The 25,959-nt window shown below is 29.7% G+C and carries 25 protein-coding genes; 20 read left to right on the top strand and 5 right to left on the bottom strand.

The annotated features are described in order from the left end of the window. Positions 1 to 119 precede the first annotated feature (119 nt). Entirely contained in the window at positions 120 to 1,742 is a 1,623-nt protein-coding gene (locus IAA47_04270; GenBank protein MBU3842186.1) for an ATP-binding cassette domain-containing protein, read from the top strand. 82 nt (positions 1,743 to 1,824) lie between these two features. On the opposite strand, the gene IAA47_04265 is transcribed toward IAA47_04270, so the two are convergent. Further along, positions 1,825 to 4,134, bottom strand: coding sequence for a patatin-like phospholipase family protein (locus tag IAA47_04265; protein MBU3842185.1), 2,310 nt, complete (start codon positions 4,132 to 4,134; stop codon positions 1,825 to 1,827). A 226-nt stretch (positions 4,135 to 4,360) separates the two neighbouring features. On the opposite strand from IAA47_04265, the gene pnp reads away from it, so the two are divergent. The 12 genes from pnp (at position 4,361) to IAA47_04205 (ending at position 15,588) form a co-directional block, all read left to right on the top strand. Beyond that, positions 4,361 to 6,460 carry a polyribonucleotide nucleotidyltransferase gene (pnp, locus tag IAA47_04260; GenBank protein ID MBU3842184.1) on the top strand — a complete coding sequence of 700 codons (2,100 nt, stop codon included), beginning with the start codon at positions 4,361 to 4,363 and terminating at the stop codon, positions 6,458 to 6,460. A gap of 99 nt (positions 6,461 to 6,559) precedes the next feature. Further along, positions 6,560 to 7,897 (top strand): 30S ribosomal protein S12 methylthiotransferase RimO, encoded by a 1,338-nt coding sequence (rimO, locus tag IAA47_04255; protein MBU3842183.1) that lies wholly within the window; start codon positions 6,560 to 6,562, stop codon positions 7,895 to 7,897. Between the two features lie 26 nt (positions 7,898 to 7,923). Further along, positions 7,924 to 8,457, top strand: coding sequence for a CDP-diacylglycerol--glycerol-3-phosphate 3-phosphatidyltransferase (gene pgsA / locus IAA47_04250; protein MBU3842182.1), 534 nt, complete (start codon positions 7,924 to 7,926; stop codon positions 8,455 to 8,457). A gap of 15 nt (positions 8,458 to 8,472) precedes the next feature. Beyond that, on the top strand, positions 8,473 to 8,730 hold the full coding sequence (locus IAA47_04245; protein ID MBU3842181.1) for a YggT family protein: 258 nt from the start codon (positions 8,473 to 8,475) through the stop codon (positions 8,728 to 8,730). A 52-nt stretch (positions 8,731 to 8,782) separates the two neighbouring features. Further along, complete coding sequence (gene rsmH, locus IAA47_04240) at positions 8,783 to 9,724, top strand: 16S rRNA (cytosine(1402)-N(4))-methyltransferase RsmH (protein ID MBU3842180.1); 942 nt, start codon at positions 8,783 to 8,785, stop codon at positions 9,722 to 9,724. A 2-nt stretch (positions 9,725 to 9,726) separates the two neighbouring features. Further along, a complete protein-coding gene (locus tag IAA47_04235) occupies positions 9,727 to 9,987 on the top strand; it encodes a hypothetical protein (protein MBU3842179.1) in 261 nt (86 codons plus the stop codon). Beyond that, the gene (gene rlmD, locus IAA47_04230) at positions 9,987 to 11,339 is read left to right on the top strand and encodes a 23S rRNA (uracil(1939)-C(5))-methyltransferase RlmD (protein MBU3842178.1); all 1,353 of its coding nucleotides are present in this window, start codon (positions 9,987 to 9,989) and stop codon (positions 11,337 to 11,339) included. Before IAA47_04235 ends, rlmD begins: the two co-directional genes overlap by 1 nt. Positions 11,340 to 11,348: 9 nt before the next feature. Continuing rightward, positions 11,349 to 11,951 carry a glycerol-3-phosphate 1-O-acyltransferase PlsY gene (plsY, locus tag IAA47_04225; protein MBU3842177.1) on the top strand — a complete coding sequence of 201 codons (603 nt, stop codon included), beginning with the start codon at positions 11,349 to 11,351 and terminating at the stop codon, positions 11,949 to 11,951. Positions 11,952 to 11,961: 10 nt separating this feature from the next. After that, on the top strand, positions 11,962 to 12,963 hold the full coding sequence (locus IAA47_04220) for an NAD(P)H-dependent glycerol-3-phosphate dehydrogenase (GenBank protein MBU3842176.1): 1,002 nt from the start codon (positions 11,962 to 11,964) through the stop codon (positions 12,961 to 12,963). Positions 12,964 to 12,991: 28 nt separating this feature from the next. Then, positions 12,992 to 13,813, top strand: coding sequence for a sigma-70 family RNA polymerase sigma factor (locus IAA47_04215; GenBank protein MBU3842175.1), 822 nt, complete (start codon positions 12,992 to 12,994; stop codon positions 13,811 to 13,813). A gap of 26 nt (positions 13,814 to 13,839) precedes the next feature. Then, positions 13,840 to 14,970 carry a DNA polymerase III subunit beta gene (gene dnaN / locus IAA47_04210; protein MBU3842174.1) on the top strand — a complete coding sequence of 377 codons (1,131 nt, stop codon included), beginning with the start codon at positions 13,840 to 13,842 and terminating at the stop codon, positions 14,968 to 14,970. Between the two features lie 66 nt (positions 14,971 to 15,036). After that, a complete protein-coding gene (locus IAA47_04205; protein MBU3842173.1) occupies positions 15,037 to 15,588 on the top strand; it encodes a response regulator in 552 nt (183 codons plus the stop codon). A 74-nt stretch (positions 15,589 to 15,662) separates the two neighbouring features. Here IAA47_04205 and IAA47_04200 read toward each other — a convergent pair whose 3' ends face one another. Further along, the gene (locus IAA47_04200) at positions 15,663 to 17,099 is read right to left on the bottom strand and encodes a helix-turn-helix domain-containing protein (protein ID MBU3842172.1); all 1,437 of its coding nucleotides are present in this window, start codon (positions 17,097 to 17,099) and stop codon (positions 15,663 to 15,665) included. A 255-nt stretch (positions 17,100 to 17,354) separates the two neighbouring features. Between IAA47_04200 and IAA47_04195 the strand changes: the two genes are divergently transcribed. The 6 genes from IAA47_04195 to IAA47_04170 all read left to right on the top strand — a co-directional run bounded on the left by IAA47_04195 (position 17,355) and on the right by IAA47_04170 (position 23,986). Next, the gene (locus tag IAA47_04195) at positions 17,355 to 19,085 is read left to right on the top strand and encodes a phospho-sugar mutase (GenBank protein ID MBU3842171.1); all 1,731 of its coding nucleotides are present in this window, start codon (positions 17,355 to 17,357) and stop codon (positions 19,083 to 19,085) included. 64 nt (positions 19,086 to 19,149) lie between these two features. Continuing rightward, on the top strand, positions 19,150 to 20,226 hold the full coding sequence (hemW, locus tag IAA47_04190) for a radical SAM family heme chaperone HemW (protein MBU3842170.1): 1,077 nt from the start codon (positions 19,150 to 19,152) through the stop codon (positions 20,224 to 20,226). 15 nt (positions 20,227 to 20,241) lie between these two features. After that, positions 20,242 to 20,919, top strand: coding sequence for a YggS family pyridoxal phosphate-dependent enzyme (locus IAA47_04185; GenBank protein ID MBU3842169.1), 678 nt, complete (start codon positions 20,242 to 20,244; stop codon positions 20,917 to 20,919). Between the two features lie 15 nt (positions 20,920 to 20,934). Next, the gene (gene sepF / locus IAA47_04180) at positions 20,935 to 21,444 is read left to right on the top strand and encodes a cell division protein SepF (GenBank protein MBU3842168.1); all 510 of its coding nucleotides are present in this window, start codon (positions 20,935 to 20,937) and stop codon (positions 21,442 to 21,444) included. 2 nt (positions 21,445 to 21,446) lie between these two features. Then, complete coding sequence (locus IAA47_04175; protein MBU3842167.1) at positions 21,447 to 22,448, top strand: 7-cyano-7-deazaguanine synthase; 1,002 nt, start codon at positions 21,447 to 21,449, stop codon at positions 22,446 to 22,448. Positions 22,449 to 22,630: 182 nt separating this feature from the next. Next, positions 22,631 to 23,986, top strand: coding sequence for an MATE family efflux transporter (locus IAA47_04170; protein ID MBU3842166.1), 1,356 nt, complete (start codon positions 22,631 to 22,633; stop codon positions 23,984 to 23,986). Positions 23,987 to 24,050: 64 nt separating this feature from the next. Here IAA47_04170 and IAA47_04165 read toward each other — a convergent pair whose 3' ends face one another. From IAA47_04165 to IAA47_04155, 3 genes are read right to left on the bottom strand one after another with little or no spacing between them, the layout of a single operon-like run. Then, the gene (locus IAA47_04165) at positions 24,051 to 24,245 is read right to left on the bottom strand and encodes a hypothetical protein (protein ID MBU3842165.1); all 195 of its coding nucleotides are present in this window, start codon (positions 24,243 to 24,245) and stop codon (positions 24,051 to 24,053) included. Between the two features lie 11 nt (positions 24,246 to 24,256). After that, positions 24,257 to 25,039, bottom strand: a complete 783-nt coding sequence (locus IAA47_04160; protein MBU3842164.1) for an SDR family NAD(P)-dependent oxidoreductase — start codon at positions 25,037 to 25,039, stop codon at positions 24,257 to 24,259. A gap of 18 nt (positions 25,040 to 25,057) precedes the next feature. Further along, the gene (locus IAA47_04155) at positions 25,058 to 25,573 is read right to left on the bottom strand and encodes a shikimate kinase (GenBank protein ID MBU3842163.1); all 516 of its coding nucleotides are present in this window, start codon (positions 25,571 to 25,573) and stop codon (positions 25,058 to 25,060) included. 179 nt (positions 25,574 to 25,752) lie between these two features. Here IAA47_04155 and IAA47_04150 point away from each other — a divergent pair. Further along, positions 25,753 to 25,959 (top strand): AbgT family transporter (locus tag IAA47_04150; GenBank protein MBU3842162.1); only part of this gene is annotated, 207 nt, incomplete at its 3' end.

Here is a 25,959-nt window from a genome sequence, read left to right as displayed (position 1 = left end):
AGGTTATATTATATGATAAAACTTAAAAAAACACAATATATTTTTTTAATTGTAAAAGTTTAAAATTAATGATATAATAGTATGGAATTTTGAAGAGTTAACAAGGAGGAATTATTTAAATGATAGCAACTAGTAATCTAGGTATGAGATTTTCTGGTAGAAAATTATTTGAAGATGTAAATATTAAATTTACACCGGGAAACTGTTATGGGCTTATAGGAGCTAACGGAGCTGGTAAGTCTACATTTGTAAAGATACTTTCAGGAGCATTAGAGCCAACTGAAGGAGAGGTAATCTTTGATAAAAATAAGAGAATGGCAGTACTTAACCAAAACCACTTTGCTCATGAAGAGGATAAGGTTTTAGATGTTGTTTTAATGGGACATAAAAAACTTTGGGATATCATAGTTGAGAAAAATGCTATATATGCCAAAGAGGAGTTCTCTGACGAAGATGGAATAAGAGCTGGAGAGTTAGAGGGAGAGTTTGCCGAGCTAAATGGTTGGGAAGCTGAAACAGAAGCTGAAACTTTACTTATGGGATTAGGAATAGGAACTGAGTTACACCACAAATATATGAAAGAGTTAGGAGAGCCAGAGAAAGTTAAGGTATTACTTGCCCAAGCTTTATTTGGACAACCAGATGTTCTACTACTAGACGAGCCTACTAACGGACTTGATATTAGAGCTATAACTTGGTTAGAAAATTTCCTAATGGATTTAGATAATACAACTGTAATAGTTATATCTCACGATAGACACTTCTTAAATAAAGTGTGTACACATATTACAGACATAGATTATGGAAAAATCAAGATGTATGTTGGAAACTATGATTTCTGGTATGAATCAAATCAACTTATGACAAAATTAATATCAGCTAAAAACAAGAAACTTGAGCAAAAAAGACAAGAGCTACAAGAGTTCATTGCTAGATTCAGTGCCAACGCATCTAAATCTAAACAAGCTACATCAAGAAAGAAACTTCTTGATAAGTTACAACTTGAAGATATGCAAGTTTCTAACAGAAAATACCCATTTGTTGAGTTTAAACAAGAGAGAGAAGCTGGAAACAACATGCTTAAAGTTGAGAACTTAACTAAGACAATAGATGGAGTAAAAGTTTTAGATAATGTATCATTCACTATCTATACTGGAGATAAGGTTGTATTCTTAGCTAAGAATGATATCGTAAAAACTACTCTATTAAATATCTTAAGTGGAGAGATGGAACCAGATTCAGGAAGCTATACTTGGGGAGTTACAACAAGCCAAGCTTATATGCCAAAGGATAACACTAAGTTCTTTGAAAATAAAGAGTTAAATCTAATAGATTGGTTAAGACCTTATTCACCAGATCAACATGAGGCTTTTGTAAGAGGATTCTTAGGTAGAATGTTGTTTACTGGAGAGGAAACATTAAAGAGCTGTTCAGTTTTATCTGGAGGAGAAAAAGTAAGATGTATGATAGCTAGAATGATGCTTACTAACGCAAACGTATTAATGTTTGACAACCCTAATGACCACTTAGACCTAGAGTCAATTACATCACTGAACAAAGCTTTAATAAACTTTAAAGGAACAATCCTATTTGGAGCTCATGACCACGAGTTTATTCAAACTGTAGCTAACAGAATTATAGAGATTACACCTAATGGAATCTTAGATAAGACAATGACTTATGATGAATACTTAGAAGATGAAAGAGTTCAAGCTAGACTTGAAGAGCTTTACGCAGAATAGTAAAGTATAAAATTTAGGAGCTATTACAAAGATAAAATGTAATAGCTCCTCTTTTAATTTATAGTGTTTTTTAAAATAAAAACTATTCAAAAATATATCCGATACTGATTTGAGATAGTATCTTCTCTTTCTCATTGTTACGAGCTAGTGAGAATTCAAAGGGACCAAAGATACTTTCATAGGTAATAGATATATCAAACCCCTGAGAGTAATCTTCCCATATTTTTTTAGAATTTGGATAGCTCTCTGTCTCTAAATCGCTGTAGGTTCCTATATTCCAACGGGCACTGAGATATAGATTTGAATCTAGTTTATATATTAAGGCAAGTTTTCCAATCAAGAACTCATCAACAAGCTTTTGCTGATATCTATAACCATAGAAAGCAAAGTCTTTGTTATGCATATTGTTCTTTGTTCCACCTAAACGGATAAACTTATCTATTGAAGTAACTCCATCTCCAGAGATAACTCCTCCATATAATCCGTAGTTGAAGGTGAATTTTTTATTGATAGGAACATAACCATCAAAGGAGTAAAGAGGACCATAAAAGTTAGAGTTAGATTTATCAAAACTTCCCTCCCAGCTATATTCAAAATCAAGCTTAACTCCAGAGTTAGCGTGGGTATTTGAATCTAATGTGTCAAATGTAGTTCTAAAAAAAGCTCCATTATAGTTTTTAGAGTATTCAATGTCCTCTGAATATATTGAACCTGTCTCTTGAAGTAATTTACTATAGGAGTTTTTAATACCATAAGATGCTATAAGCTGATTATTATATTGGGTAAGTAATCCAATTTCAAAATCAACACTTTTAACAAGGGAATCAGATATTTTTTTATCCCCATCATATATGAAAAATGGATTTTCATTGTAACCTAAGTTGGTAAAAATACCTATTTTATTAGAATATCCATAGTAAGCAAAGTTTTTTAAATTAAGCCCAAGATAATCTCCAACTTGAAAATCAACTAGGGTATTACTTCCGATTTTACCAAAATTAGTAAGGGTAGTCCCTACATCAAATGTTGTTCCATAGCCAGTCAAATAGTTTACACTAACTCCAAAGGAGTTATTAGGATTGATATCTGCATCAATAACTAAAGTATTATCTTGAATTTCATAGTAAATACGATTTATAATATCGTTTCCATAAACCTTCATCATAGAACTTTCTAACTCTTCAGCTGAGATTTCTCTATTTAAAATATTTTCTAAAATACTATTTATAATAGATCTGTTTTTTTCAGATATACTATTTTTATACTCTATATTTTTTATTACAATATTTTTTGAGCTACCTTTTTCAGAAGAGGTTAGATAATTTTCCCTCTTCACCTTTGGCAAATCTTTTAAAAGTGGAAGTTGCTTTCTTGCTGCCTCCTCTCCTTTTTCTACAAAAAGTTTACCCTTTTCTAAATTAGTAGCTGAGTACTCAAGTACATCTGGAGTTATTAAGATAGAGGTTAACTCTCTTTGTTCACTAGTAGATGAAGCACTTTGAATAGCAACTAATTGATTTAGAACACTGATTATGTTGTAATCTTTTTTATCTTTTATCTCATTTCCAACATCACTTCCAATTACGATGTCAGCTCCCATATCTATAACATCTACAACTGGAAAATTACGAGAAACAAGTCCATCAATATAGAGACGCCCATCTATTTCAACAGGATCAAATACAGTTGGTATAGCTATACTAGCAGTGATAACCTTTGCTAAATCTCCCTCTTTCATAGCCACAGCCTCTCCAGTATTGAGGTCAGTAGTTATTATTCTCATAGGGATAGGAAGTTCATCAAAGTTATTTATATTATCAACATTGCTTAAAAGCTTTTTTAATTCAAAATATATCATCTGATTATTTCCAAACCCCTTTGGAAGAGAGAAATTAAATTTATTATCATATCTGATAGAAAGCATATATTTTTTATTGTTAACCTTTTTTTCTAGAGGAACTTTATCATCTATGAATGAACCATTGATAAAACTATCCCAATCATTTTTGGTTAAAATACTTTCAATCTGATCAAGAGAGTAGCCAGCTGAGTATAGAGCTCCAACAACAGCTCCCATACTTGTTCCAGCTATATAGTCAGGGCGTATTCCTAACTCTTCTAAAACTCTTAATACACCTATATGTGCAAGTCCTTTGGCTCCTCCACCGCTAAGAGCTAGCCCTATTTTCAGATTTTTTTTATTTTTAATCAATCTATTTTTTTTAATCTCTTCAAGTTGAGATATTTTATTCTCAAGAAGTTGAATCTCTTTTTTTAGTTTTTTTATTTCAATATCCTCTTTTGAGGTAAAATTTAAAGTTTTACCAAAGCTTTTAGATGGAATAAAAAGGAACGGTAAAACCATCAGAAAGAGCAATCTGTTTTTTCTCATACCTCCTCCTTAAAAAATATTTAATTGACTTTCAATATATTATACCAATTTTTTCAAAAAAATAAAATAAAGAGTTATGTAAAATTTGATTTTTAATATTAAAAATGTTATAATAGTTTAAAAAAAGAGATTAGGAAGGTTAAGTAGTAAGAAGTAAGGTAATAGGAGCTATTTCTTTACTCCTTATTATTTACTTCCTAATCTGAGAATAATTAGGAGGAAAATAATGTTTGATGAAAGAAAAGTTCAAATGGAATTAGCTGGTAGAACGCTTACATTTTCTAATGGAAAAATAGCTAGACAATCGTGTGGAGCTGTAATGGTTCAATATGGAGATACTGTATTATTAAGTACAGTTAATAGAAGTAAGGAGCCTAGAAAGGAAAATGATTTTTTCCCACTTACAGTTGACTATATAGAGAAATTCTATGCTGCTGGAAAATTCCCTGGTGGATTTAACAAAAGAGAGGGAAAAGCTTCAACAAATGCAACACTTACAGCAAGACTTATAGATAGACCTATAAGACCAATGTTCCCAGATGGATTCAACTATGATGTACACATTGTAAATACAGTTTTATCATTTGATGAAAAAAATACACCAGATTATCTAGGAATAATTGGTTCATCAATGGCTTTAATGTTATCTGATTTACCATTTTTAGGACCAGTTGCTGGAGTTGTAGTTGGATATAAAAATGGAGAGTTCATCTTAAATCCTACTCCAGAAGAGTTAGAAGCAAGTGAGTTAGAACTTGCTGTAGCTGGAACAAGAGAGGCTATCAACATGGTTGAGGCTGGAGCTAATGAGCTAGATGAGGAAACAATGTTAAAGGCGATAATGTTTGCTCACGAAAATATTAAGAAAATATGTGACTTCCAAGAGGCTTTTGCAAAAGAGATTGGAAAAGAGAAGATAGAGTTTGTAAAACCAGAAGTTATGCCAATAGTTAAAAACTTCATAGATGAAAGAGGAATGGAAAGATTAAAAGCTGCTGTTCTTACATTAGGTAAGAAAAATAGAGAGGAAGCAGTAGATTCTCTAGAGGCTGAATTATTAGAGACTTTCAAAGTTGAAAATTATGGTGAAGGAGAAGAGGTAGAGATACCTGAAGATGTTCTAATTGAATTTAAAGGTTACTACCATGACCTTATGAAAAAATTAGTAAGAGACGCTATTCTTTACCACAAACATAGAGTTGACGGAAGAAAAACAACTGAAATTAGACCATTATTTGCAGAAGTTGATTGTTTACCTATCCCACACGGTTCAGCTATGTTTACAAGAGGAGAGACTCAAGCTATCGTTGTAACTACTTTAGGAACAAAAGAGGATGAGCAATTAGTTGATGATTTAGAGAAAGAGTACTACAAAAAATTCTACTTACATTATAACTTCCCACCTTACTCAGTAGGAGAAACAGGAAGAATGGGTGCACCTGGAAGAAGAGAGTTAGGACACGGATCACTAGCAGAAAGAGCTTTAAAATATGTTGTTCCATCTGAAGAAGAATTCCCATATACAGTAAGAGTTGTATCTGAGATAACTGAATCAAATGGTTCATCATCACAAGCTTCTATATGTGGAGGGTCACTTTCACTTATGGCAGCTGGAGTACCAATAAAAGAGCATGTTGCTGGAATAGCTATGGGACTTATTAAAGAGGGAGATGAGTTCACTGTATTAACAGATATAATGGGACTTGAAGATCACCTTGGAGATATGGACTTTAAAGTTGCTGGAACAAAAAATGGAATTACAGCTCTTCAAATGGATATAAAAATTACAGGAATAACTGAAGAGATAATGAGAATAGCTTTAAAACAAGCTTTAGATGCTAGAAATGAGATATTAGTATTAATGAATAATACAATCTCTGAACCAGCTCCAATTAAATCAAATGTACCGAGAATTTATCAAATGACTATACCTACTGACAAAATAGCTGTATTAATAGGACCTGGAGGTAAAAATATAAAAGGAATAATAGACCAAACAGGTGCTACAATAGATATAAATGATGATGGAAAAGTATCTATATTCTGTAAAGACGAAGCAGCTTTAAATGAAACTATTAAATTAGTAAATTCATATGTTAAAGATGTTGAAGTAGGAGAGGTTTATACTGGTAAAGTAACAAGTATTCAAAAATTTGGAGCATTTATGGAGATATTACCAGGTAAAGAGGGACTTCTACATGTATCTGAAATCTCTCAAGAAAGAGTAGAAAAAGTAGAAGATGTATTAAAAGTAGGAGATGTATTTGATGTAAAAGTTATCTCTACTGATAATGGAAAAATTAGTTTAAGTAAAAAAAGAGTATAATAATTATTAGGGAGTAGAGAGTACTAAAGTACTTTCTATTTCCCTAATTAAAACTATTTTAGTTTTAATGATTATTTAGAAAAAGGAGAAAAAATAGGAATGAAATTAGCTTTAATTAGCTTAGGATGTAGTAAAAACTTAGTAGATAGTGAGCACTATTTAGGAATTTTATCTAAAAGAAAAGGGATGGAACTTACTAGTGAGATACCAGAAGCTGACATAGTTATAGTTAATACTTGTGGATTTATTGGAGATGCTAAGGAAGAATCTATTCAAACTATCTTAGAAGTTAGTGAATTTAAAGAAACTGGAAATTTAAAAAAGATAATAGTAGCTGGATGCCTTGCTCAAAAATATTCGGAAGAGATCTTAAAGGAACTTCCTGAAGTAGATGCTGTAATAGGAACTGGTGATGTAGATAAGATAGAGAAAGTTGTAGATGAGATTCTAGCAGGAAAAAAGGCAGTTGAAACAAAAAATATGACATTCTTAGCAAATGCTAATACTGATAGAGTTTTAACTACTGCTCCTCATACAGCTTACTTAAAAATATCTGAAGGATGTAACAGAGCTTGTACTTACTGTATAATTCCACAGATGAGAGGAAGACTAAGAAGTAGAAGTATAGAGGATATAGTAGAAGAGGCAAAAAGATTAGTTGCTTCTGGAGTAAGAGAGATAAACCTACTTGCTCAAGAGACTACTGAGTACGGAATAGATCTATACGGAGATAAAAAACTTGCGGCTCTAATGAAAGAGTTATGTAAAATAGAGGGGCTAAAATGGCTTAGAACTTATTATATGCACCCTGAATATGTTACAGATGAACTTATAGAGGTTATGAAATCAGAAGATAAGATTTGTAAGTATTTTGATGTACCTATCCAACACGTTTCTGATAATATTTTAAGAAACATGGCTAGAGCAAAAAATGGAGAGCAAGTAAAAAGCGTTCTGAATAGAATCAGAAAAGCTATTCCAGATGCTACTATCAGAACAACTCTTATTGTTGGGTTCCCAGGAGAAACAGAGGAGAATTTCCAAGAGTTAAAAGAGTATGTAAAAGAGTTTGAATTTGATTATGCTGGAGTTTTTAAATACTCAAGAGAAGAGGACACTGTAGCTTATAACTTACCAGACCAAGTACCTGAAGAGATAAAAGAGAGAAGATATGCTGAACTTGTAAATTTACAAAGTGAGATAGCAGAGAGAAAAAATAGAAGATTCTTAGGTCAAGAGATAGAGGTTATGATAGATGGAGTATCTAGTGAAAGTGAGTACTTACTAGAGGGAAGAACAAGAGGACAAGCATTAGAGATAGATGGAAAGGTTCTTACAACTGATGGAACTGCAAGACCAGGAGAGATAGTAAAAGTAAAGGTTGAGCAAAATTTTGAATATGATTTTGTTGGACCAATAGTTGAGAACGAAAAATAGATATAATAATAAAGGAGAGCATAAAAATGAATTTACCTAATAAATTAACATTTTTAAGACTTATACTTGCTGTACCTTTTATATATTTTCTTCAATTTTCAAATGAGGGAGGATTTACTTATAGGGCAATAGCTTTTGGAATATTTGTAGTGGCTTCACTTACAGACTTCTTTGATGGGTATTTAGCAAGAAAGCATAATTTAATAACAGATTTTGGAAAAATAATGGACCCATTAGCTGATAAAGTCCTTGTGATTTCAGCCCTAGTCATATTTGTTGACCTAGGATATATACCTTCATGGATGTCTATTGTAGTAATAGCTAGAGAGTTTTTAATAAGTGGAATAAGAATGTTAGCTGCAGCTAAGGGAGAGGTTATCCCAGCTGGAAATTTAGGAAAGTATAAGACAACTAGTCAGATGATAGTGATACTTATAATGATGGTATTTGGAAAAAATCCATATAACTTTTATATGATGTTAATACCTGTTATATTGACACTATGGTCTGGATGGGAGTATACTTCAAAAGCTAAGCACTATTTTTTAAACTCTAAATAGAGAGAGGTGAAAAAAATGATTTTAATAGCAAGAATAGTTGATTTATTAATAACAGTAATAAATACTCTTATTATAATAAGAGTACTTCTTTCTTGGATAGCACCAATGTCAAGAAATGGATTTACTGATTTAATATATAGTACAACAGAACCAATACTAAGACCTTTTAGAGTGCTTATACCTATGGGAAATATGAGAATGGATATTTCACCAATCATAGCATATTTCTTTTTCATAATTTTAAGAAGATTAATTTTTATGCTTATATTCTAAGTAGGGAAGCCAAGGCTTCTCTATTTTTGTAAAATAGAATTAGGAGTGAACAATGGAAGATATAGTAAGTGAATATCATATACCTGTCTTATATAGAGAGTGTATAGATAATTTAGTAATAAATAAAGATGGAGTATATTTAGATTGTACTCTAGGAGGGGGAGGACATTCGGAGGGAATTTTAAAAGAGCTTTCTGAGAAGGGTCACCTTATCTCAATAGATCAAGACCAGCAAGCAATAGATTTTGCAAAGAAGAGGTTAGAAAAGTATGGAAAAAAATGGCAAGTGTTCAAAAATAACTTTGAAAATTTAGATATGGTCCTGTATATGGCTGGGTATGACAAAGTTGATGGAATACTAATGGATATAGGGGTATCTTCAACTCAATTAGATGATCCAGAGAGAGGTTTTTCATATAGATATGATACAAGACTTGATATGAGAATGAATAGAAGTAACCCTCTATCAGCTTATGAGGTAGTAAATGAGTATCCAGAGGAGAGATTAGCTAAGATAATTTTTGAATATGGAGAAGAGAGAAATGCTAGAAAGATAGCAAAATTTATATGTGAGGCTAGAGCGGAAAAGAATATAGAAACAACTGGTGAGCTAGTAGCTATTATAAAGAGAGCTTATCCAGAGAGAGCTCAAAAACATCCAGCTAAAAAGACATTCCAAGCTATAAGAATAGAGGTAAATAGAGAGCTAGAAGTTTTAGAAAAGGCTATAGATAAAGCTGTAGACTCATTAAAAATTGGTGGAAGATTAGGTATAATTACATTCCACTCTTTAGAAGATAGATTAGTTAAAACTAAATTTAAGGATTTAGCAACAGCTTGTAAATGCCCACCAGGATTGCCGATATGTGTATGTGGAGGAAAAGCTAAAGTAAAGATTATTACAAGAAAACCTATTGTTCCAGAGGGAGAAGAGGTTGAATTTAATAATAGAGCTCATTCGTCAAAACTTAGAGTGGTAGAAAGGATAGGATAAAATTGAAAAATTTAACTATACTCTTAATAGGGATATTATCTATTTGGATACTACATGGAACACTTCTTATAAAAGTTTCTAAGATAGAACTAAGTATAAAACAGGACAAAAAAATACTTGATGAATTACAAAAAGAGCTTTCTAAAAAAGAAATAGAGTATGACAATATAATAGATTTAGAAAGAATTGGAAATGAAATGAGAGATAAAAAAAAGATGGCCATTTCTCAAGGAATAAAATTCTTTAGAATAGAGGAAGAGTAATGTTAAAAAAAGATCAAATAATAGAGCTAAAAATTGATAAGATTGTTAATGGAGGAGAGGGACTTGGATATTACAATGATTTTGCTATATTTGTTCCAATGTCTGTTCCAAATGATATTGTTAAAATAAAAATAATATCTGTAAAAAAGACCTATGCTAGAGGACTTATAGAGGAGATAATATCTCCAGGTGAGGAGAGAGTTGAAGATATTACCAAAATCTCTTTTGAAGATTTTCAAGGGTGTGATTTTGGTATGTTAAAGTATGAAGCTCAACTGAAGTATAAAAAGGCTATGGTTGAAGATGTAATGAAAAAGATAGGGAAATTAGATGTGGTTGTTAAAGATGTAATTGGAAGTGAAGATCCATACCACTATCGTAATAAGATAATAGAACCATTTTCAAAGTATAAAAATGAGATTATAACAGGATTTTTTAAGAGAAAATCTCATGATGTTTTCCAAGTAGAGGAAAATATATTAAATTCAAAACTTGGAAATGAGATAATAAGAGAGTTAAAAAAGATCTTGAACAGAGAGAAAGTTTCAGTATACAATGAAAATGAGCATAAAGGAATACTTAGACATATAATGGTAAGAACAAACTCTAAAAATGAAGCTATGGTTGTTCTTATAATTAATGATAATAAGGTTGAAAAAAGATACAAAGATATTTTGATGGAGTTAAAGAATAGGGTATCTTCTATAAAATCTATATATGTATCTTTAAATAATAAAAGAACAAATTTTGCCCTAGGAGAGAAAAATATATTTATTTGGGGAGAGAAGAGTATAAAAGAGGAGATAGATGGAATAAGTTTCAATATATCACCTAAATCTTTCTTCCAAATAAACTTACCTCAAACAAAAAAACTTTATAGAACGGCTATAGATTATTTCCCAAATATAGAGAATAAATATATAGTAGATGCTTATTCAGGTACAGGAACTATAGCTATGATATTATCTAAGAAAGCTGAAAAAGTTTATGCAATAGAGCTTGTAGAGTCTGCAACTTTAGATGGAATAAAAACAGCTAAAGAGAATGGTATAGAAAATATTGAGTTTATAAATGGAGCTGTTGAGGATAAGATGTTAGAGCTTATAAATTCTGGAGAGAGGGTAGATGCTGTAATATTTGACCCTCCAAGAAAAGGAATAGAGGAGAAAAGTTTGATAAAAACAGCAGAAAGTGGAATTAAAGAGATTGTTTATATCTCATGTAATCCATCTACTTTTGCTAGGGATGCAGAGATTTTAAGTAGATTAGGATATAAAATAGATGAGGTTCAACCAGTGGATATGTTCCCAGGAACTTCTCATACTGAGGTAGTAGGAAGATTTTATAAATAGGAGAGGGATATGAAGTTAATAATCTTTATTATAATAGGATATATTTTAGGTGCTTTACCTAATGGGGTATGGATAGGAAAATATTTTAAGGGTATCGATATAAGAGAACATGGAAGCAAAAACTCAGGAGCTACAAATGCTTATAGAGTTTTAGGACCGAGATATGGATTGATGGTACTTTTAGCAGATGCCTTAAAAGGTTTTTTACCGCCTTTTATAGCAAGTAAGTTTGGAGTAACTGGAGATTCATTACTACTTATAGGAGTAGTAGCAATAGTAGGACATACTCTATCATTTTTCTTGAATTTTAAAGGTGGAAAAGGTGTTGCTACATCACTTGGGGTATTCTTATTTTTAATTCCTCAAGTAACTTTAACACTATTGATAATATTTATAGTAGTGGTAGCTATAACAAAATATATCTCGTTAGGTTCGATAATAGCCGCTATAATGTTACCGATATTAACATATTTTTATCCTACACAAAATGGATTGGACAAACTTCCATTATTAGTTATGACAAGTTTAATAGGATTGTTTGTAGTATATAAACATAAAAGTAATATAGAGAGACTTATGAAGGGAACGGAGAATAAATTTAGACTAAAATAGGAGGGACTTCATGAAAAAAGTTGTAATAATAGGTGCAGGAAGTTGGGGAACAGCTTTAGGACTTGTACTTGCTGGAAAAAACTATGATGTTACAATGTGGGAGTATGACAAAGTTAGAGCTGAGGAAATACAACTTGCAAGAGAGAATAGTAGATATTTACCAGGAATAAAATTTCCAGAAAATTTGAATGTAACATCAGAGAGTGAAGAGTTATTAAAAGGGATTAAATATGTAATTTTTTCAGTTCCATCTCAAGTTCTAAGGGGAGTAATCAGTAAATTTTCCTCTCAACTTACTGAAGATATGATACTTGTAAATACAGCTAAAGGTATAGAGGTATCTACGGGAATGAGATTATCAGAAGTGATGAAAGATGAGATAATAGGAAAATATCATAAAAATATAGTTGTGTTATCTGGACCAACTCATGCTGAGGAGGTAGCTATAGGGTTACCTACAACAATAGTAGCAGCAGGACAAAAAGATAAAGCTGGAGAGATACAGAAGTTATTTAATACAAAAAACTTTAGAGTTTATCTAAATGAAGATATTGTAGGAGTAGAGGTTGGAGCAGCTGTAAAGAACTGTCTTGCAATAGGAGCTGGAATAGCAGATGGAATGGGATTTGGAGATAATACAAAAGCAGCTCTTATAACTAGAGGAATAGCAGAGATGACAAGATTTGGAAAAGCCTTAGGAGCTAATGAAAGAACTTTCTCTGGACTTAGTGGAATAGGAGATTTAATAGTTACTTGTGCAAGTAAACATAGTAGAAATAGACATGTAGGTGAGTGCTTAGGAAAAGGTCAAAGTATTCAAGAGATTTTAGAAAGCATGACAATGGTAGCAGAGGGAGTACCGACTGTGAGAGCAGTGTATGAGCAAGCTCAAAATTTGAAAATTTCAATGCCTATAGTAGAAGCGACTTATAATATTATCTATAATAATGCAGAAGCTAAAAAGATGGTTGAAGAGCTAATGGAAAGAGAGTTAAAAGTAGAGTTTTACTAATATTAATACAAAAAAGTGGGGATGCAACATGACATTAGATAAAGACCTTATTTCATATTATTTAGAAGATATTAGAAAATATAAGATATTGGATAAAGAAGAAGAGATAGAATTATTAAAAAAAGCTAAAAGTGGAGATATTGAAGCTAAAAATCAGTTAATATTATCTAATCTGAGACTTGTAGTTAATATAGCTAAGAATTATGTTAATAGAGGACTCAGTCTAATAGATTTAATAAGTGAAGGAAATTTTGGACTTATTTATGCAATAGAAAAATTTGATATGGATAAGGGCTTTAGATTTTCTACATATGCTGTTTGGTGGATAAAACAATCTATTACAAAGGCAATTATTTGTAAGGGAAGAGGGATTAGAATCCCTTCATATAAATATGATTTATTGAGTAAAGTAAATAAATATGTATTAAAAAGAGTTAGAGAAGAGGGGGTATACCCTACTGTTGAAGAGATTTCTGAAGAGTTAAAAATAGATAAAGATAAGATAGAGGAGATTATGTTAGCCTTTCAAGACACTATGTCTTTAAGTGCAAGTATAGGTGATGATATTCAATTAGAAGATATTATAGCTGATACAGAAAACTCTTCGATCGAAGATAATATAATTGAGGAAATAGGAAGAGAACAAGTAAGGGAAATAGTGAAAGTTCTTGATGATAGAGAAAAGCAGATATTAAAATTGAGATTTGGACTTGATGGTGAAGAGATACATACTTTAGAAGAGATTGGAGCAACTTTTAATATAACAAGAGAGAGAGTAAGACAGATTGAGAAAAAAACGTTGCAAAAGTTGAAATTACAGTGTGAGAAAAATAAGGACAAGTTTTTTTAAAAGTTCCTAGTTAGGAGGAAAAAATAGTGAAAATAAGAATAAGAAGAGCAGAATTTTTAAAAAGATTAAAAATAGTGGAAAAAACAATTAGTGAAAACAAGATAAAACCAATTATTTCATGTGCATACATAGAGACTAGAGATAGCAATCTTTTCTTTTGTGGAACTAATTTAGAAACAACTATAACAACTGAGATGCAATGTGATGAGGTTTTAGAGAGTGGAAAGATAGTTTTCCAACATCAACTGGTTGAAGAGTATCTTAAAGAATTAAAAGATGAGATAGTAACTTTCAGTGAAATAGATGGAAATTTAGTAATTGAAAGTTCAGATTCATCTTCTGAATTTTCATTGATGAATGTAGAAGATTTTCCTAAAATTTTAGTTGATGAAGATTTTTCTAAAAGGGAAGAAGAGTTTAAGATAAACAGTATTGAGCTAGCTGAGATATTAGAAAAGGTAAAATACGCTGCTGCTCCCTCTGGAGATAATCCATCTATAAACTGTATAAGAGTAGAGAGTGAAGGAAATAAACTAAAATTTGTTACAACAGATACATATAGACTTGTGTATTTAGAAAAAGAGGTTGAAAGGGTAAATGAAGCAATAGATGTAAGTATTCCTTTAAATACAGTAGAAGCATTGACTAAACTTTTAAGAAGTATAGATAGTACTGAGATAGCTTTTTATTTCATAAATAGACAAATTTTCTTTAAGATGGAAGATGTACTTGTTATTAGTAGAATAATAGATATGGCATTTCCAAATTATAAGGGAATTTTAGGAAATAATAGCTACAATAAAAAACTTACAATAAATGCTGAAGTATTTATCAAGATCTTAAAAAGAATAATCATATTTGTAAGAAATAATAATGAGACTAAATATGGAGCAACTTTTTATATAGATGGTAATATTATGCAAGTAAATGGTGTAAATGAAGTAGCTAAAATAAATGAAGAGTTAGAGGTTGATTATATAGGTGAGAATATAAAAATAGCTTTAAATACAAAGTTCTTATCTGATTTCGTTCAAAATTTAAATAAAAATAAGGATATAACTTTAGAATTTATTGCATCTAATAACTCTGTTAAAATAAGAGAAGAGGATGTAGAGGATTATTTATATATATTGATGCCTCTTGCTCTAAAAGATTAAAAATAAATAGAGAGATTAAATTATTTAGGCTATATAAATATCTATTTAGATAAATTTGGAGGAAAAATGGAAAAAAAGAATACTTTACTCATAGTTGATGATTTAGAAATGAATAGAGCTATACTTAGCAATATTTTTAAAAAGAAGTATGAGATAGTAGAGGTAGCTAGCGGAATAGAAGCATTAGAGTATATAAGGGAAAATTCTAATAAAATAGTATCAATTCTCTTAGATTTAGTTATGCCAGAAATGAATGGAATAGAAGTTTTAAAAATGATGAAGAGTGAGCAACTTGCTGAAGGAGTTCCAGTTTTTATAATAACAGCTGATAACTCAGAAGAGGTAATGTATGAAGCTTATGAATTAGGTGTTAAGGATATAATTGAAAAACCCTTTGTTCCATATTTTTTAAGAAAAAGAATTGAGAATGTGATAGAGTTATATGAAATAAAAGAGGAACAAAGACAGATGATTACAGATAGAATTGAAAGTATTGAGCATCTGTGTCAAGATTTTATAAAGCTTTTATCTAAAAATGACTCTTATGATAAAAAAATAGAAAAGGATATAGAGATAATAAAAGAGAATATTTTTAAAATATTAGATAGTTTAGCTTAAAAAATAAGTTACAGATATAAAAAATCTCAAGAATAGAGAAGTTCTACTCTTGAGATTTTTAATTTGTTATATTATTAGATTTCAAGTAGTTTTGATATATTTAATGAATTTTTTAATAATTCATAGCTATTAATAAAATAACATTGTTTAGAGTAATTAGCTTTTTTCTCAACTGGCAAATCAATAAAGATAAAAATATCATATTTTTTATAAGTTTCAATAGGAAAAAGTTTAAAGTTAAAATACGAAGAAACTTGAACAGCATTGACCTGTTCTAAATATCTAAGTTTATTTTTTAATTTATTAGCCTTCCAAGTCATAGCACTATAATCTACAATCAATATATTTTTCTTTTTAGTTTGTGAAAGCTCTTCTTTTAAAAAATAATATAAAAAAGCAATATTTTTTCTACTATAAGGTATTTTATATCTGTCAAAAATAACCATCAATCTAATTGAAATGCTATCATTTAATAATTTTTCATCTTTTTTATTAAATTTAATATATGAAGGTATAAAAAATCTATTTTCAAAGTATATATTAGTAACAAAAAAAGATAATAATTGAGAATTTAAAGAATTTTCATTAAGATCAAAGCTTGAATATATCTCTTGAATTGCATCTTCTACAATAAAGGGAAAAATTACTGAACACTCTTTGTTGATACAAACTGATAAATATGAAATAATCATATTTAAATTATTATCTATTAGCTCTCTATCCTCAGAATCTAAAATATCATCTAAAGATTCAGTTAGGTCAAGAGATGAATTTTTAGCTCCTTCAGAAAATTTAATTCCTTTTTTTACTCCTAAATAGATATATATAAGTAAAGCCAGTAAAAAATGGTAGTAATATACTCCCAAATTTATATTAAAATAATGGTAAATTTTATTAGCTAAATTAGTAAGTTTTTTTTCTACTTCATAGCTTAAAAACTCTCTAAAATAATATTGAATATTTGGGTTAACTATTTCTCTTAATGGAGAAGAAAAGTAATTTTCTATGTACAGCTTAGCAATAAAAAAGATAGAAAAACTTTGAAGATTCTCTGCACTACCTTCAAAAAATATTCCTTTCCACTGTATGCTAGTTAAATTTAAATTAAAATCATTAACAATCTCTCTGATAATCTCAATATCTGAATTTAAAGTTATTCTAGATATTCCTAACTCTTTTGAAATAGAAGTTAAATTAAGAGACCCCTCTAAAATTAATTTTAAAATAATATAGGTAATTCTCTCCTTTTTTTCTAAATCATCACTTAAAAAAGGTTCTAAGTCAAAATCTAAATCTATAATATTATTTTCGAAATAATAATTTCCATTTTCTTTAAGGAGTTTTCCTAAATTTTGCTCGGCAACAAATTCCTCTATTTTAGCTAAGATAGTCCGAATATTAACTTGAGAAACATCGAAACAATTAGAAAGTTCATCAATAGACGCATTATTATTATGAAGTATAAAATTAATCACATCAACATCTAGTGATTTTAATGTATTTTTTTTCAAAATAGTAACCCCCAAAAAATAAAATTTAGTTACATTAACATTGATTAATTTATTGTATAATGAAAAATAAAATTTGTAAAGTATAAAATAAAAAAATATTGTGTAAATAAAAATATAATATAAAAATGGAAAAAGCTTTAAAAAAATATAAAAATATAAATATAAAAACATAAAGAAAAGTAAATTTTTTCTTAAAATATTTCTAATAATAGAGTATAATATATTTAGAATATAAAATAGATGGAGGAGAATAGCATGGAAAAAAATTATTTAGATTATTACAAAATATGGTTAGAGTCAAAAAATATAACTGAAGAGGATAGAGAAGAACTATTAAGTATAAAAGCTGATGAAAAAGAGATAGAGAATAGATTTTATACAGACTTAAGCTTCGGAACTGCTGGAATGAGAGGAATAAGAGGAGTAGGAAGAAATAGAATTAACAACTATAATATAAGAAAGGCTACACAAGGGTTAGCTAACTATATATTAGAAACTACAGGAGAAGAGGGAGCAAAAAGAGGGGTTGCTATTGCTTACGACTGTAGAATAGGTTCTACAGAGTATGCTTTAAATACGGCTCTTGTACTTGCTGGAAATGGGATAAAAGCTTATCTATTTGAATCTTTAAGATCAACACCAGAGTTATCTTTTGCAACTAGAGAATTAAAAGCTCAAGCAGGAGTAATGGTAACAGCTTCTCACAATCCACAAGAGTATAATGGATATAAAGTATACTGGGAAGATGGAGCTCAAATAGTAGAGCCACAAGCAAGTGGAGTTGTTAATGCTGTTAACTCTGTAGATATATTTAAAGATGTAAAGATGATATCGGAAGAGGAAGCAAAGGCTAAAGGATTATTAGTATATATTGGAAAAGAGATAGATGATAGATTTGTTGAAGAGGTTGAAAAACAAGCTATAAATAGAGATTTACCTAATAAGAAAACTTTCAAAATAGTTTACTCTCCATTACATGGAACAGGAAGAGTTGCAGTTCAAAGAGTTTTAAAAGAGATGGGATTTGAGTCTGTGTATACAGTAGCTGAACAAGAGATGCCAGATGGAATGTTTCCAACTTGCTCATATGCAAATCCAGAGGATAAATCAGTATTTAAGTTGAGTACAGAACTAGCTGATAAGATAGGAGCTACTATATGTTTAGCTAATGACCCAGATGCAGATAGAACAGGAATAGCTATAAAAGATGACAATGGAAATTGGTATTATCCTAATGGAAATCAATTAGGAATACTTCTTATGAACTATCTATTAGAGATGAATAAAAATATACCAGCAAATGGAGCGGTTATCTCTACAATAGTTTCAACACCAATGTTAGATGTTATAGCTGAAGATAAAAAAGTTAAAATATTCAGAACATTGACAGGATTTAAATATATTGGAGAAAAAATAAGACAGTTTGAAAATAAAGAGCTAGATGGAACATATCTATTTGGATTTGAGGAATCTATAGGATATCTAGTAGGAACACATGTAAGAGACAAAGATGCTGTTGTAGCTTCTTTATTAATAGCAGAGATGGCTTGTTATTATGATAGTATTGGCTCTACACTATACAAAGAGTTAAACAAACTATATGAAAAATATGGTTGGTATAAGGAAGAAACAGTTTCTGTAACAAAAACAGGAAAATCTGGACTAGAAGAGATTGGAAAAATCATGGAAAATATGAGAAATAGAGAACATGATATGATATGCGGTAAAAAAGTTGTTATCTGTAGAGATTATAAATTACAAGTTGAGAAAAATTGTGTAACAGGTGAAGTAAAGAGAATAGATTTACCAAAATCAGATGTAATTCAATTTGTATTAGAGGATAAAACTTATATAACAGTTAGACCATCTGGAACAGAGCCAAAAATTAAGTACTACTTATGTGTAGTAGATTCAACTAATGAGAAAGCTGATGAAAAACTAACTTATGTGAAATCAGAATTTTTAAAATATATAGATACATTATAAAATAATAAAATTAATATAGAAGGCAATTTTATATTGCCTTCTATTATTTAGAGTAGGAGGAAAAATGTTAGATGGAGTGTATATCCATATTCCTTTTTGTATGAGTATTTGTAATTACTGTGATTTTTTATCATTTCTTTCAAAAAAGGAAGAGAGAAAAAAATATACAGATTATTTAATGAAGGAATTGGAGTTATATCCAAAATATGAGTATGATACAGTTTACTTTGGGGGAGGAACACCATCTATAATGGATAGTGAGGATATTGAGAAAGTACTGGATAGATTAGATATAAAAGATAATGCTGAAGTGACCTTAGAGGTAAATCCTAAAACTGTAGATTTAATTAAACTACAGGAATTGAAGAAAGCTGGAATAAATAGATTGAGTATTGGAATTCAAACTTTTGATGATGAGATGTTAAAGACTTTGGGAAGAAAGCATAGCTCTCAAGAGGGAATAGAGACTTATTTACAAGCAAGAAAAGCTGGTTTTGAAAATATCAGTTTAGACTTGATGTTTTCTCTTCCAAATCAGAGTTTTGAGGCAGTAAAAAAGGATTTAGAAAAGCTACTAGAGTTAAGACCAGAGCATTTTTCTATCTACTCACTTATCTGGGAAGAGGGAACACCATTTTTTAAGAAGTTAGAAGAGGGAGTATACCAAGAAACAGATAATGAATTAGAGGCACAAATGTTTGAGTATATAATTGATAGAGCAACAGAGGCTGGATATATTCATTATGAAATTTCAAATTTTTGTCTTCCAGGTAAGGAGGCTAGGCATAACTCAAAATATTGGGAAAATAAGGAGTATTTGGGAGTAGGACTGGGAGCTTCTGGATATATAGATGGGAAAAGGTATAAAAATCAGGTGCAATTTTCCAAATATTATGATAATATAGATAGGGGAGTATTTCCTATTTTTGAAGAGGAGATAGTAGATTTAGAGTCTAAAGAAGAGTATAGATATATGTTAGGCCTAAGACTTTTAAAAAAAGGAGTTATTCCAAGTGAAAAATATTTAGAAAAGTGTATCTCGTTGGAGAAAAGAGGATTTTTACAGAAAATAGGTGAAAGTTATATATTGACAAGAAAGGGGATATTTCTTGCTAATGATGTAATTGATGAACTTATCTGATTGGAGTTGAGAATGATGAGTAATATAAAAAATAATATTCAAGATATTCAAAAAGATATTAAAGAGTACTCTGTTTATCCTGAAAAGGTAAAATTTATAGCTGTAACAAAGTATGTGGATACCGAGACTATGAATAAAATTTTAAACTGTGGTGTGAAAGTATTTGGAGAAAATAAAGCTCAAGTTATAAAAGAGAAGTATGAAAAATATAGCTCTGAAGGAAAAGATGATATAGAGTGGCACTTTATAGGAAATCTTCAAAAAAATAAAGTAAAATACATAGCACCTTTTATAAAACTTATACATTCAGTAAATAAACTATCTCTTGCTCAAGAGGTAGATAAGAGAGCTCAACAAAATAATCGTACAATAGATGTTTTATTAGAGATTAATATAGCTGGAGAAGAGAGTAAGGAAGGATATGAACTAGAAACTTTATATAATGACTTACCTCAATTAATGGAACTCTCTAATATAAATATTAAAGGTTTGATGACGATGGCTCCCTTTGTAGATAATGAAGAGGTAGTAAGAGGAGTATTCAGAAGATTAAGAGAGATAAAAGATCAATTGAATGATAAGTTTTTTAAAGGAAGATTAGCAGAACTTTCTATGGGAATGACAAATGATTACAAAATAGCTCTTGAAGAGGGAGCTACTATAATAAGAGTAGGAAGAAAGATATATCAATAGTTAGGAGGAGTTAAAATGAATAAAAATCCAATAGATAAAATAAAGGTATTATTTGGTTTAGATAATCCAGATGGAGCTGGAACAGATAGTGATATCAATTTTGAAGAGAGTGGAATAACAGATATAGAGGTTTCAGAAGATAAGATAGAATCTGAGCCTGTTATACAAAATCATGTGCCTAAACAAAAACAAAAGCAAAAAGCTGTTTCTAGTTTAGAAACTGAAATGGGAGGAAATAGTTATCAAACTATATTCTTAGACCCTAAAACTTATTCAGATTGTAAAAAGATAGTTGATTATATCAGAGCTGATAAAATGGTTACTCTTAATTTAGAGTATTTAGATGAGCAAACAGCAGTTAGACTTATGAACTTTTTATCTGGAGCTATGACTGTAAAGGATGCTAATTATCTAATGATCAGTAAAAAAGTATTTACAGTAGTTCCAAAAAGTATGAAGGTTTATTATGAGGATAAAAAAATAATAAGTCCAAAAATTTTTAAAGGATTTGGAGAAGAGAGGTAGTTGTGGGTAAAAAAAGAAGAGCATTAGCACTATTTTCAGGAGGATTGGATAGTGCTTTAGCAATTAAAGTTATAAAAGATCAAGGTATTGAGGTTATTGCATTGAACTTTGTTTCTCACTTTTTTGGTGGAAAGAATGAAAAGGCAGAAAAGATGGCTGAACAACTTGGAATAAAGGTAGAGTATGTACATTTTGAAAAAAGACATACTGAAGTGGTAAAAAATCCAGTATATGGAAGAGGAAAAAATATGAATCCATGTATAGATTGTCACTCACTTATGTTTAAAGTTGCTGGAGAACTTCTAGAAAAGTATGATGCGGACTTTGTTATTTCAGGAGAGGTACTAGGACAAAGACCTATGTCACAAAATGCTGCTGCTTTAGAAAAAGTAAAAAAATTATCAGGAATGGATGAGTTGATAGTGAGACCACTTTCAGCTAAATTATTACCACCTAGTAAACCAGAGTTAGAGGGATGGATTGATAGAGAAAAACTTTTAGATATTCAAGGCAGAAGTAGACATGTACAGATGGAGCTTATGGATAAATATGGACTAGTTGAGTATCCAAGTCCAGGAGGAGGATGTCTTTTAACAGACCCAGCCTTTTCAGATAGATTATCTATTCTTGAAAAAGATGGATTTTTAGAAGAAGAGTTTTCATTTCTTTTCCATTTAATTAAAAAGAGTAGATTCTATAGATTAGATAAAGGAAAATATCTATTTGTAGGTAGAGATCAAGAGGGGAATGAGAAGATAGCAAGCTATAAGGCGTTAGGAAGCTTTTATCTATGTGGACATAGAGTTCCAGGACCTCATATATTAGGATTTGGAGAGTTTACAGAGGAAGATATGGATATAATAAAGGAACTATTCTCAAGATATTCTAAGTGCAAAGGAAAAGAGGAGATAGAGGTAAGAATTAATAATCAAATCTCTAAAGTACCAGTTGTTGATGGAAAAAAAGTAGAAGAGTTTATGAAAAAATATCAAATAGTAGGATAATAAATTACTCTCAAAAAGGTAGTTATGGAGATATAGCTACCTTTTTATATTTATTAAAGTAATTTGTATTGTTTATAATATAAATTTAAAATTACAAGTATTATCTTTTAAATAATAAGAAAATATGTTACTATAGTATTAAACAAGTTTATCAAAAAAGTAATACTGGCAGGTGATTTTTTATGGGATTTTTATCTACAAATGTTGAGAAACGCCGTGAGATGATACTAAATGGGAATATTCTTAACACTTTACTGTTTCTTTCTTTTCCAACTCTTTTAATGGGAATGGTTCAATCACTCATTCCTCTTTCTGATGGATTATTTTTAAACAGAACTTCAGGTTATTTAGTGGCAGCAGCGGTAGGATTTGGTCAACCTATAATAAATATAATAAATGCCCTTTCACAGGGATTAGGAGTAGCATCTATGGCTATAGTAGGTCAGATAAATGGAACCGGAGATCTGGAAGAGGTAAAAAGAGTATCTACTCAAATAATGGTTTTTTCTTTTATTATTGGACTAGTGGTAGCTCCTACTTCTATAATCTTTGCTTCTGTAGTTTCTAAAAGTATAAGTTCAGAGATAGCTTATGATGTATTTCTATATCTGAGTTTATATGCTATAGTGATACCAATGCTATTTATGGCGGCTATTTTTAATGCTATAAAAAATGCTACTGGACAACCAGAGGCTACACTTATTAGAATGATAATTTTACTTCTTTTAAAAATAGTTTTTAATACAATATTTTTAGCAATACTTCATTGGGGAGTTATTGGTGCTGTAATGGCTTCTTTATGTTCATATGTAATTATAGCCATTTGGATGTATTATGACCTATTTGTAAAGGAAAGTATGACAAGATTAGAGCTAAAGGGATTTACATTTAATTCAAAATTATTAAAAAAATTATTAAAGTTAGCTCTACCTACAATGTTAACTTACTCTCTAATAAACTTTGGATTTTTTTTAATAAATATGGAAGTTGAAAAATATGGAGCTTATGTTTTAACAGCTCAAACTATAGCAAGTAATATAAATGCTATGTGTTTTAATCTTCCATCTTCAATAGGAACTACAGTAACAACTATGGTAAGTATGAATATAGGGGCTAGAAAACCTAAAAATGCTGGAAAATCATTTTATTATGGGTGTAGAGTAAGTATAGTAATCTCTTTAATTATAATTGCAATATTCCTTCCTACTAGTGATTTTCTAGTTAAACTATTCCAAGATAATGAAACAATAGTAAATATAGCTGATCACTCTTTAAAAATATATACATTTTCTATAATTGGATTTGGAATATATATGGTTTCTCAAGGAGCTTTTATAGGACTAGGTAGAACAAGATTACCACTTCTTATGGGGATTTTAAGAGTTTGGTTGATAAGATATATCTTTATATTAATCACTAAAAGATGGCTAGGAGTGGATTCAGTTTTCTGGGGAAATTTAGTATCTAACTATGTTGCAGGATTTTTATTTTATTATATTGTAACTAAAACACCTTGGAAGTCAGTGTTAAAAAAATAGAATATTTTATAAAAAAAGTAAGAATTGCTTCGTATTAATGTTTCAATTCTTACTTTTTAAATATCTATTTATTTAGTAGCTTACAGTTATGATATTCATTTTTAGTTGAAGTTTTGTAAGTACAAGTACCAGTAATTTTTTTACATTTGATAGATATATATCCATCATAATCTATTCCTATAGAGTTTTCACACTCAAGTACTGGGTACTCTTTTAAATAATTTTCTTTTTCTTCTTTTGTAATTAAATATTTTTCCATCTGTTCTCCTATTATTTTTTATATATTGTTCTACCATCAGCTTGATTGTTACATAAAAGAGTTATCTCTGCAATATGAACATTGTCTGGAAGGTTAGCTATATATGCAACAGTTTCAGCTACATCATCTGGAGTAAGAGGTTCTACTCCTTGATATACTTTTTTAGCTCTTTCCTCATCACCTTTAAATCTTACTAGACTAAAATTAGTTTCAACAAGACCAGGTTTAACATCAGTAACTTTAATCTTTGTATCTACTAAATCTATTCTAAGTCCATCAGATAGTATTTTAACTGCTGCTTTTGAAGCACAGTATACAGCTCCACCAGCGTAGGCAGCATCTCCAGCAACAGATCCAATATTGATAATAGTAGCTGGAACATCTCTTTCTATCATATGTGGAACTATTGCATTAGTAACATAAAGTAATCCTTTTATATTAGTATCAATAACATTTGAGATGTCCTCAGTAGAGTTATGATATAATTTATCTAACCCAGCAGCTAATCCAGCATTATTTATAAGAATATCTATATTTTTCCATTCATCTGAAATAGAAGATAGTTTATCTTTAACTTCATCAGCATTTCTTACATCTAATTGAATAGCTAGAACTTGAACTGAAAATTTTTCTTCAAGCTCTTTTTTTAATTTAATTAAAAGATTTTCTCTTCTTCCAGTTATAATAAGCTTCATTCCAAGTTTTGCTAAAGCTATAGTACAAGATTTTCCTATACCGCTAGTTGCTCCAGTAATTAAAGCAATTTTTCCTTTTACTCTATTTGTACTGAACATAGTACCACTCCCTTTATTTTAACTTTCAATATATGCTTTTTTTATTTTTTCAGCAGTATCATACATATTACTATTACTATCTATTTTAATAATAAAGTCACTAGAAATTTTATAAAGTAATTCTCTTTTTTGATGAAGTTCTTGAATTTTTTCAAACATATTTTCTACATTTAGAAGAGGACGAGTTTTACTATTTTTAACCCTTTCATAGATACACTCTATAGTACAATCAAGATAGACAACGAAAGAAGTTTCTTTTAGATTTTTTATATTTTCATTATCTATAATAACTCCTCCACCAGTAGCTATAACAATATTATTATTAAGAGATTCTTCTTTTACAATATCTCTTTCCAATTTTCTAAAATATTGTTCACCTTTTTCAGAAAAAATTTCAGGAATACTCTTTTTTTCACGAGCAGCGATCATCTTATCTATATCTATAAATTTCATATCCATATATTTAGCTAGTATTCTTCCTATGGTACTTTTACCGCTTCCCATAAATCCAATTAATGCAATGTTATCCTTCATCTATTCCTCCTTAGAAAATATTATAACATGTATAATTACCAAATAAAAGCAGTAAATTATTAAAAAGTTATTTTTTTATATTGATTTTAATTTTAAAATAAAGTATAATAAACATAACTAAAAAAGTTATATTTTATATAAAATATTCTATATATTTTAAAAATAAAAAGGAGGAAGGAATGAAAGAGAAAAATGTGAAAAAAAAGAGTTTTGTTAACAAGTTTTTGGATATTATTGAAGTAGGTGGAAATAGATTGCCACATCCAGTGACACTATTTTTTTTATTTTGTGTGGCAATTATAATAATTTCAGGAATAACTTCAAAAATGGGAGTTTCAGTAACATATGAAGCTTTAAATAGAACTACTGGAAATTTTGAAGAAACA

This window comes from Candidatus Fusobacterium pullicola (assembly GCA_018883725.1).
Taxonomy (GTDB): domain Bacteria; phylum Fusobacteriota; class Fusobacteriia; order Fusobacteriales; family Fusobacteriaceae; genus Fusobacterium_A; species Fusobacterium_A pullicola.
The sequence above is the reverse complement of the archived record's forward strand: the minus strand, read 5'-3'. Positions and strand labels throughout refer to the sequence as shown.

Coding starts and splice junctions, on each gene's coding strand:
- rsmH (MBU3842180.1), top strand. CDS start 8,783: ATGGAAGATATAGTAAGTGAATATCATATACCTGTCTTATATAGAGAG.
- rlmD (MBU3842178.1), top strand. CDS start 9,987: ATGTTAAAAAAAGATCAAATAATAGAGCTAAAAATTGATAAGATTGTT.
- IAA47_04245 (MBU3842181.1), top strand. CDS start 8,473: ATGATTTTAATAGCAAGAATAGTTGATTTATTAATAACAGTAATAAAT.
- IAA47_04195 (MBU3842171.1), top strand. CDS start 17,355: ATGGAAAAAAATTATTTAGATTATTACAAAATATGGTTAGAGTCAAAA.
- plsY (MBU3842177.1), top strand. CDS start 11,349: ATGAAGTTAATAATCTTTATTATAATAGGATATATTTTAGGTGCTTTA.
- IAA47_04165 (MBU3842165.1), bottom strand. CDS start 24,245: ATGGAAAAATATTTAATTACAAAAGAAGAAAAAGAAAATTATTTAAAA.
- pnp (MBU3842184.1), top strand. CDS start 4,361: ATGTTTGATGAAAGAAAAGTTCAAATGGAATTAGCTGGTAGAACGCTT.
- IAA47_04220 (MBU3842176.1), top strand. CDS start 11,962: ATGAAAAAAGTTGTAATAATAGGTGCAGGAAGTTGGGGAACAGCTTTA.
- IAA47_04215 (MBU3842175.1), top strand. CDS start 12,992: ATGACATTAGATAAAGACCTTATTTCATATTATTTAGAAGATATTAGA.
- IAA47_04270 (MBU3842186.1), top strand. CDS start 120: ATGATAGCAACTAGTAATCTAGGTATGAGATTTTCTGGTAGAAAATTA.
- IAA47_04170 (MBU3842166.1), top strand. CDS start 22,631: ATGGGATTTTTATCTACAAATGTTGAGAAACGCCGTGAGATGATACTA.
- sepF (MBU3842168.1), top strand. CDS start 20,935: ATGAATAAAAATCCAATAGATAAAATAAAGGTATTATTTGGTTTAGAT.
- hemW (MBU3842170.1), top strand. CDS start 19,150: ATGTTAGATGGAGTGTATATCCATATTCCTTTTTGTATGAGTATTTGT.
- IAA47_04205 (MBU3842173.1), top strand. CDS start 15,037: ATGGAAAAAAAGAATACTTTACTCATAGTTGATGATTTAGAAATGAAT.
- IAA47_04185 (MBU3842169.1), top strand. CDS start 20,242: ATGAGTAATATAAAAAATAATATTCAAGATATTCAAAAAGATATTAAA.
- IAA47_04160 (MBU3842164.1), bottom strand. CDS start 25,039: ATGTTCAGTACAAATAGAGTAAAAGGAAAAATTGCTTTAATTACTGGA.
- IAA47_04265 (MBU3842185.1), bottom strand. CDS start 4,134: ATGAGAAAAAACAGATTGCTCTTTCTGATGGTTTTACCGTTCCTTTTT.
- pgsA (MBU3842182.1), top strand. CDS start 7,924: ATGAATTTACCTAATAAATTAACATTTTTAAGACTTATACTTGCTGTA.
- IAA47_04155 (MBU3842163.1), bottom strand. CDS start 25,573: ATGAAGGATAACATTGCATTAATTGGATTTATGGGAAGCGGTAAAAGT.
- rimO (MBU3842183.1), top strand. CDS start 6,560: ATGAAATTAGCTTTAATTAGCTTAGGATGTAGTAAAAACTTAGTAGAT.